This is a genomic window from Lentzea sp. NPDC006480 (assembly GCF_040611995.1).
Taxonomy (GTDB): Bacteria; Actinomycetota; Actinomycetes; order Mycobacteriales; family Pseudonocardiaceae; genus Lentzea.
Map to the genome: position 1 here is coordinate 1 of NZ_JBEXPJ010000269.1, position 7,483 is coordinate 7,483.

The following is a 7,483-nucleotide window of genomic DNA, read 5'->3' on the forward strand; positions in this document are numbered from 1 at the left end:
GTTTGTCGCGGCGCTGCCGCACGGCGCGTTCTTCGGCATCGCGGCGGTGGTGGCGGCAACGCTCGTGGCACCCGAACGGCGCGGCACGGCTGTTGTTCCTGCTGATGTTCGCCAACGCGTTCTTCTTGCTGGCGCGGCATCAACCTGGCAGCTTCAACTGTTCGTTGAGCCGTACGGACGCTCTCTACTTCGTCGTCACGGTGTTCGCGACGGTCGGATTCGGTGACATCGTGCCCGTTTCCCCGTTGGCGCGAGTCATCGTGACCGCGCAGATGATCGGTGACCTGCTCGTGCTGGGGGTGGCGTTGAAGGTCATCCTGCTGGCTGTGCGGCGTCGTTCCGGATGAACAGCGCGAGCACGAATCCCGTTGCCCCGAACAGGATGAGCAGGGTGAGCGCGGCGCGATGATCAACGATCGAGCCGGCCAGCGCGACGCCCGGGGACGAGCATGCCGATGGCGGCGGGCAGCAGCGCCAGGCCGGTTTCAACCGCGCTGAGCCCCTCAACCTGCTGCAGGTGCGCGGAAAGCACGGAGAACGCACCCTGCGGGACCAGCCACTGCACTAGCTGGGTGCTCAGGCCCAGGTTGGACGTCCTGTCTCCGGACAACTTCGGCTCGCACAACGGTTCTGGGGTTCGGCGGATGTGCCACGCGAACAGCGCGAGCACCGCGATGCCGGGCGACAGCGGACCACCGGGTGGTGCGGAGGTGAGCTTGCTGCCCGGCATCATCAGCGCGGCCATGACGAGGGTGAACAGGGTGATCGTCGTCTGGACACCGGTGATCGTGGTGCCGAGATCATCCGCGATCGTGCAGATCGCCACGTTCATGTTCGTGGCCGCGCAGCTCGCGATGAACTGGGCCAGTGCCAAGGGGAGGATCTTCACCGGAGTCTCCGCTGCGCAGGTGCTCAGCCGCCTTGCCCAGCAGCGCGTGGACCGTCCGCAGCACGTCCGCCACCCGGTCCCGGTGCTCCCGCAGCACCTCCACCCGGTGCCGCGCGGTCTCCTCCATCAGGTGGATGTCGCGCAGGGCTTCCTTGCGCCGCAACGCCAGCGCCAGCTCGAAGTCCTCCGCGACCTCGGCCCGGCGCCGATCGGCCGCGTTGTCGAGCGCCCTTCGGCGGGCCTCGCCTTCGCGCGCCAGGCAGGTCAGCTGCGCGCGGGTCGTCGTGAGCAGCTCCCGGTGCTCGGCTTGGACCGCGCCGGCTCGTTCGGCGATCGAGGCCGCGTGGGCGAGTGCGGTGTCCACCGCGTGCCGGAGCTGTTCGCCCACGGACTCCGGGGACAGCGGCCTGCGGCACAGGCTCTCGAGCCGGTCGCGCAGCTCGCGGTTCTCCGCGCGGGCCGACTCCAGGTTCTGGGCCAGGGACAGCGCTCTGGCCTCGGCGGCGTCGCGGTCCGCCTCCAGCAGCGCGAAGTCGCGTTCGGCGGTGTCGACGAAATAGCGGACCTGGTCGCGCCGGTAGCCGAGCCAGGCGACGTCGAACCCGACCTGCAACGGCAGCAACTCCGCCGTCATGACCGCACCAGCGCGAGCGGCACCCGGCACAGGCCGCCGATGTCCTCCAGGGGCGAGGACGCCGTGCCGGAGGTGATCACGTGCACGCGGGTGTCGCTGAGCAGCGCGGCGCGCACGGCCACGTCGGCGAGCAGGCCGCAGCGGCGGGTCGGTGACCAGTCGCGCGCCACGTCCGTTGGCGCGAGGCCGTACCAGGCGGTCGCGGTGACGTCCTCCGGGTAGCCGACCAGCAGGTCCTCCAGCCTGGCCGCGGCGATCGCGGCGAGGGTGTCGTCCACTCCCTCCACGGACAGCTGCCTGGTGCGGCCGCGTGAGTTGAAGTCCTCCAGCACGCCCTCGGTCCACGAACGCGCCGCCGCAAGAGTTTCGGCGGCGACGCGGCTCGGCGTCAGGTCCGTGCCGGTCCAGCGGACGACGACGTCGCGGCGGACGGGGGCGGGCAGCGCCTCCCACAACGCGCCCACCACCTCGTCCTCCCCCGCGACCACCAGCAGCCTGGCCTCGTGCCGCTCGATCATCTCGGCGCACGCGGCCGCGGCGGACCGGACTCCTTGCCGCCACGTCGGTGCCGGATAGCTGAGCACCACGCGGCGTGCGTCTCCCGCGACCAGTTCCGCGCTGTCGCGGCCTGCGGTCATGGCCACGCGCGCAGGGCGTTCCTGCAGCCACGCGAGCAACGGCAGCACGTGGGCCGGGGAGCTGAACCAGGCGAGGTCCAGGTGGCGCAGTCCTGGCGTGTGGAAGACGCGCGCGGGCAGTTCCTCGCCCGCGAACGCCACCAGCGTGTCAGCGGACGGGTAGGCGGCGCGGGCACGGCTCAGCACCTCGCCGACCGTGTCGACCAGCTCGGCTCCAGCTCCGTCGCACCGCAGCTGGTCGGCCAGCCGGACCCAGCGCGCCCTCCAGCCGCGCAACGGACTCGACCCCAGGTACACGGACGCGACGGGACGGGCGGGGCGCACCACGTCGACGAGATCACGCAACACAAGTCGGCAGCTCATGAGCCACAGGTTCGGCGGACGGGCCTCGGCGCTGCTTCACCCGGCACAGGTGATCCACCTGTCCCGAGCCGCGCCGGTACCGCCCGCCGCGGGGGAGGCCGGGTGGTGACACACGCGTGCAGCCTCGGAACGCGGAGGAGGTGACCGATCTTGAGCCGTCGACCCGACCGCTCCCGGTCCCGGCGCATCGTGCTGGCCGTGGCCGTGTTCTTCGCGGTGTTCGTCACCAGCGGAGACGAGCACTGCGGACCACCCACCGGCACGTTCGCCGCCCTCAGCCTGCTGCCTCGGCTGATGGGTGTGTTCGCCCGTGGGCTCGTGCTGATTTCCATGGCCGACAAGGACATCGAGTCCGAATGCCCGCCACCGGGGTGATGCGGTTCGATCACGCGATCATGCCTCGACAACTCCATCGGGAGACAAAGAGCGATGTCCGACAGTTCGGAGTGCGACCCGTCCGATCCCGGGACCAGCCAGGCGAAGCTGCGCGTGCCGGCGTCCGCGACACCACTGGTGCCGCGCGACCACCTGCTATCCACAGTGGACGATCACGTGTCGTCCGCGCCGGTCACCGTCGTCACCGGGCCGGCGGGCTGCGGCAAGACCACGTTGCTCGCCGAGTGGGCGCGACGACGCGAGGACCGGATCGCGTGGCTCACGCTCGACGAGCACGACAACAGACCCGAACGGCTGCGTGCGGCGGTACGCGATGCACTGGGGTTGAGCAGCAGCATCCCTTTGGCCGAACCGGGTTTCTCGTCCGCGGTGATCGCGGCGTTCGACCAGGCGTCGATGTGCCTGGTGCTGGACAACGTGCACGAGATCCACGATCCCGACGCGCTGGCCAGCATCGATCTCCTGCTGAGGCAGCCGCCGGACCGGCTACGCCTCGTGCTGCTGGGCCGGTTTCCGCCGCAGCTGCACCTCGCGCGGCTGCAGCTGGAGGGACGGCTGAGGGAGATCCCGCCGGACTTGTTCGCGTTCACACGGGCTGAGACCTCCGCGCTGCTGGCCGCACACGACGTGCGGCTTTCCGGGGACGACGTCGACTTGTTGTTGCGGCGCACCGAAGGCTGGATCGGCGGGTTGCGGTTCGCGGTCATGAGCCTCGGCAGTTCCGGGGCGCGGCCGGACGACCTGTTGATGTTCGAAGGCCTGGACCAGGTCGTCAGCCGTTACCTGGGTGAGGAGGTGCTGGGCCGTCACCCGCAGCGGGTGCGCGATCTGCTCGTGGCCACCAGCGTGTGCGACGCGGTGAGCGCCGACCTGGCCGGAGAGCTCACCCGGCATCCCAGTCCCGGCCTGGTGCTCGACGCACTGGACCGCACCAACTCGTTCGTCAGCAGGCTCGACGCCGCGCCGGAGTGGTATCGCTGCCACCCGGTGCTGCGCGCGCATCTGACCGCCGAGCTGCGCAGGTCGCGGCCTGGGGATGAGACCTCGTTGCACCACACGGCCGCGCACTGGTACCACCGCAACGATCAGCCTTCGGTCGCGCTGCCGCACGCGTTGCGCGCTGGTGACGACCAGCTGACGGCCGACATCGTCGAGCACTCGGTGTTGCCCGAGGTGTTGCGGGAGGGCAGCGCGGGACTGCTGGCGGTGTTCTCCTCGGTGCCGGACCACGTGCTGGCGCGGCCTCAGGTCGGCGTGGTGGCGGCGCTCGTCGCGATGGAGGCGGGTGATCTCGCGGCGGCCGATCGGGTGCTGGCGGGACTCGGCGGCGAGCTGCTGGTGTTGCGGCAGGACCGGGTGCGGGTGCTGCACGCGGCCGCGTTGCTGCGTCGTGGCCGGTTCGACGCGCACGTTTCCGAGGCGCTGCGGGTGATGGCCCGCACCGCGTCAGGGCGCGGTGGCGCGGACGCCGAAGTGACCGCGTTGCTCAACCGCGGGGTGGCGGCACTGCTGTCCGGTGACCTCGCGGGTGCTCGGGACGATCTGGTGCGAGCCGCCGCGATCGCGCGGGCCGAGCGGTTCGATCACGCGGTGCTCGACTGTCAGGTACATCTCGCGGCGTTGACGAGTGCGTGCGGCGACCTCCAGGCGGCGGCGTTGCAGGCTTCTGAGGCGTTGTCGTTCGCGGAGGAGAGGGGCTGGCAGTCGCACTTCGTGTGTGCGCTCGCCTATGCGTTGCTCGGGGTCCAGGCCTATCTCGGGCTGGACGATGACCGCGCAGCCGAGTTCTCCGGCAGGGCGGTGCACGCCATGGGTGATCGTCCGGACCCGGCGACCGGGCTGGCGGTGTCCACTTTGGACGCTGCTGTGTCGTTCCCGACCGCCGGTGATCCGCGTGCGGTGGTCGGACGCGTTCGCGCGCTGTGGCAGGACGTCGCGGAACGGCAGGTGATCCCGCCTGTTATCGCTCACATCGCTTCCGCGGTGCAGCGGATCGCGTTGCGCTCGGGTGACGAGCAGTGGGCGACTCTGATGGCCGACCAGATCGAGTCGATGTTCGGCCCGTGCGGCGAGGAGGCGGTGTTGCGCGCCGTCGTGCACACCCACCACTCCCGGGTGAGCCAGGCCCGCAAGATCGTCGGCCCGCTGCTGTCCGGAGATCTCCCCGCCGTCGCCGCACCGACCGTGGTCGACGGCTGGCTGCTGGAGGCGGCACTGGTCGACCGCACGGGTGACCAGCGCCGCGCCCACGAGGCCGTCACCCGAGCGCTGGCCGCCGCGCAACCCGTCGGCGCGCTCAGGCCGTTCTTGAACGCGGGCAAGCCGATCCGCGACCTGCTGGCCCGTGGCGCCGGCCGGTTCGGCAAGCTGGAGTCCTTCGCCACCACCACGATGACGGCGCTACCCGCCGCGTCGACGGCTGTCGTGGACGTGCTGACGGGCCGGGAACGCGACCTGCTCCTCGAACTGCCGTCCATGCGCACCACCGAGGAGATCGCCGACTCGCTGTTCGTCTCCGTCAACACGGTGAAGACGCACCTGCGCGGCATCTACCGCAAACTCGGCGTGAACCAGCGCCGCGACGCCGTGCTGGCCGCGCGTCGACTAGGCCTGATCTGAGTGGGCCTGTTCTAGTTTGGCCCCTTGGGTCTTTTCGGTTCTGCGCGCCACACTTCTTTCTGTTCGTCAGCGGCCAGATCCTTCCCGTTTGAACGGCACCCCCGGTCATGCGTTGTGTTCGCGCTGCGCACGACCGGGTGGGGTGCCGCCATTTGCTAGATCTTCGCGACTTCCGAGGAGGCCAGCAGGAACGCGCCCACGCCGAAGTTCGCGGTGTCGTTGCGGCTGACGGGCTGGTGGTCCGACGGCTGCTGGCCCATGCCCTGGACGTAACCGAGCCGTCCACTGCTCTGCAGGGCTGTGCGCAGCATTCCGTCCCAGGCCTTCATGACTGCCGGGCGATATGTGGTTGCGCTGAGGTGGCCTGACCTGATGCCCCACGCGAGGCCGTAGGTGAAGAACGCCGTGCCGCTCGTTTCCGGGCCGGGGTAGTTGTTGGGATCGCCGAGGTTGACGTTCCAGAGGCCGTCGCCGCGCTGGACTTTCGTTGTCGCCGCGGCCATCTTCTGGAAGTCCTGCAGATAGCCCGCGCGGTAGGGCGAGTTCTGCGGCAGCGCCTCGATCGTCTTGGCCAGCGCCGCGATGGCCCAGCCGTTGCCCCGGCTCCAATAGATGTTCTTGTTGACGAACTTGCTGTCTCGCCACCACAGCCCGTCGTTCCACAGCCGTTGGCGGGTCCAGCGGTAGAGGCGGTCTCCGTAGTCGGCCTTGTTCAGTCGCGCGAAGATCGGCAGGGCCATGTGCAGCGCGTCGACCCACCACCAGTAGTCGACCTTGCCGGTGGCGATGGTGGCGTCGATCTCCCTGACGATGGCCGCTTTCCGGCGTGGCTCCGGGTTGTCCTCGTACAGGTCGAGGTACGCCTGCCCGGCGGCCTGGTAGTCGGCGAAGTGCGGGTTGCCGCTGGAGCTCTTGAGGCCGAAGTTGTGCCGGTTCGCCCAGCTCAGCGAGTAGTCGCGGTACTTGGTGTCTTTGGTGGCCTTGTACAGGGCCATGACGCCGCTGTGCAGGGTCGCGTCCTGCCAGTCGTTACCGCCCAGACTCTGCGTGCGAATCCAGTAGTCCGCGGCCGCCCGCCCCGCGTCGAGAGGTCCGGCCAGGGCCTGGGCTTGTGCTGGTGTGCCGAACAGGGGCAGGGCTGTTGCACCGAGCAGGAACGAACGCCGCCTCACCATCGGGTTCTCCAACCTGTGACATGGGCGGCGTCGCGTCCATTAGAACCGGCGATCACCCTGCCGGACCAGAGTTTCCGGAGAACCCGGTACATCCGTTCGGTGGTGAGCGACCACACAGATCACCAGGGAAACACTTGTGCACCCAACGCCGTTATACACATCGGTTGGTGCGGTTCAGGTCCCCCGGGCCTCACCCAAATCGCCTTCGCGGAAGACCGTTCGGCTGGTACCGCGTCGTGCCCCTCGCCGAGAGGCGACCCCCGTACCAACCATCACAGCCCGCCTTCAGGCCGTCGCGGCCTCCCCCGACGACGGCCTGGAGGCCTCCCGCACCACCCCGTCCACACCCTGACTCGCTCTCAGCCCGTCCCCCCGGCAGTGGGTTGGGAGCTACCGGCTCGCTCTCAGTCCGTCGCGTCCTCCCCAACGACGGCCTGGGGGGTCTCCCGCACCACCCCGCCCACACCACGTGGGCACGCCCTGGCTCGCTCTCAGTCCGTCGCGTCCTCCCCCAGCGATGGCCTGAGGGCTTCCCACTTGCTCTCAGGCCGTCGTGTCCCCCCGGCGGCGGTCTGAGAGCTGCCGCGCTTGCCCCCGGACCGCCACGTTCTCCCCCGATGGCGGCCTGGGGGCAAGCCCGAATCTCCCGCACGACCGCGTGCCCGCGGTGGGGTCGCGCAGCGGGTGAGGCACCACACAGATCCCTTGGAAACAAACAGGATCCAGGTGCGGCTGGTGCGCTCGTCCGTCCACTCGTCGGGCATTTCGG

At 69.8% G+C, this 7,483-nt stretch carries 7 protein-coding genes; 3 read left to right on the plus strand and 4 right to left on the minus strand.

All coding sequences use genetic code 11. The annotated features are described in order from the left end of the window. Positions 1–347: potassium channel family protein (locus ABZX92_RS44285; RefSeq protein ID WP_355571951.1), on the plus strand; the 347-nt coding region annotated here is incomplete at its 5' end. Positions 348–409: 62 nt separating this feature from the next. Here the strand turns inward: ABZX92_RS44285 and ABZX92_RS44290 are convergent. The 3 genes from ABZX92_RS44290 to ABZX92_RS44300 are packed head-to-tail and all read right to left on the minus strand — an operon-like array spanning position 410 to position 2,524. Beyond that, the gene (locus ABZX92_RS44290; protein WP_355571953.1) at positions 410–889 is read right to left on the minus strand and encodes a hypothetical protein; all 480 of its coding nucleotides are present in this window, start codon (positions 887–889) and stop codon (positions 410–412) included. Beyond that, positions 801–1,523 carry a hypothetical protein gene (locus tag ABZX92_RS44295; protein ID WP_355571955.1) on the minus strand — a complete coding sequence of 241 codons (723 nt, stop codon included), beginning with the start codon at positions 1,521–1,523 and terminating at the stop codon, positions 801–803. Before ABZX92_RS44295 ends, ABZX92_RS44290 begins: the two co-directional genes overlap by 89 nt. Further along, positions 1,520–2,524: a hypothetical protein gene (locus tag ABZX92_RS44300; RefSeq protein WP_355571957.1), complete on the minus strand. Its 1,005-nt coding sequence runs from the start codon at positions 2,522–2,524 to the stop codon at positions 1,520–1,522. Before ABZX92_RS44300 ends, ABZX92_RS44295 begins: the two co-directional genes overlap by 4 nt. 150 nt (positions 2,525–2,674) lie before the next feature. Here ABZX92_RS44300 and ABZX92_RS44305 point away from each other — a divergent pair, with 150 nt between their 5' ends. Together ABZX92_RS44305 and ABZX92_RS44310 are read left to right on the plus strand one after the other, a co-directional pair. After that, entirely contained in the window at positions 2,675–2,899 is a 225-nt protein-coding gene (locus tag ABZX92_RS44305) for a hypothetical protein (protein ID WP_355571959.1), read from the plus strand. 54 nt (positions 2,900–2,953) lie between these two features. Then, complete coding sequence (locus ABZX92_RS44310; protein WP_355571961.1) at positions 2,954–5,539, plus strand: LuxR C-terminal-related transcriptional regulator; 2,586 nt, start codon at positions 2,954–2,956, stop codon at positions 5,537–5,539. Between the two features lie 155 nt (positions 5,540–5,694). Here ABZX92_RS44310 and ABZX92_RS44315 read toward each other — a convergent pair whose 3' ends face one another. Beyond that, positions 5,695–6,714 carry a glycoside hydrolase family 88 protein gene (locus ABZX92_RS44315; RefSeq protein ID WP_355571963.1) on the minus strand — a complete coding sequence of 340 codons (1,020 nt, stop codon included), beginning with the start codon at positions 6,712–6,714 and terminating at the stop codon, positions 5,695–5,697. Between the last annotated feature and the right edge of the window lie 769 nt (positions 6,715–7,483).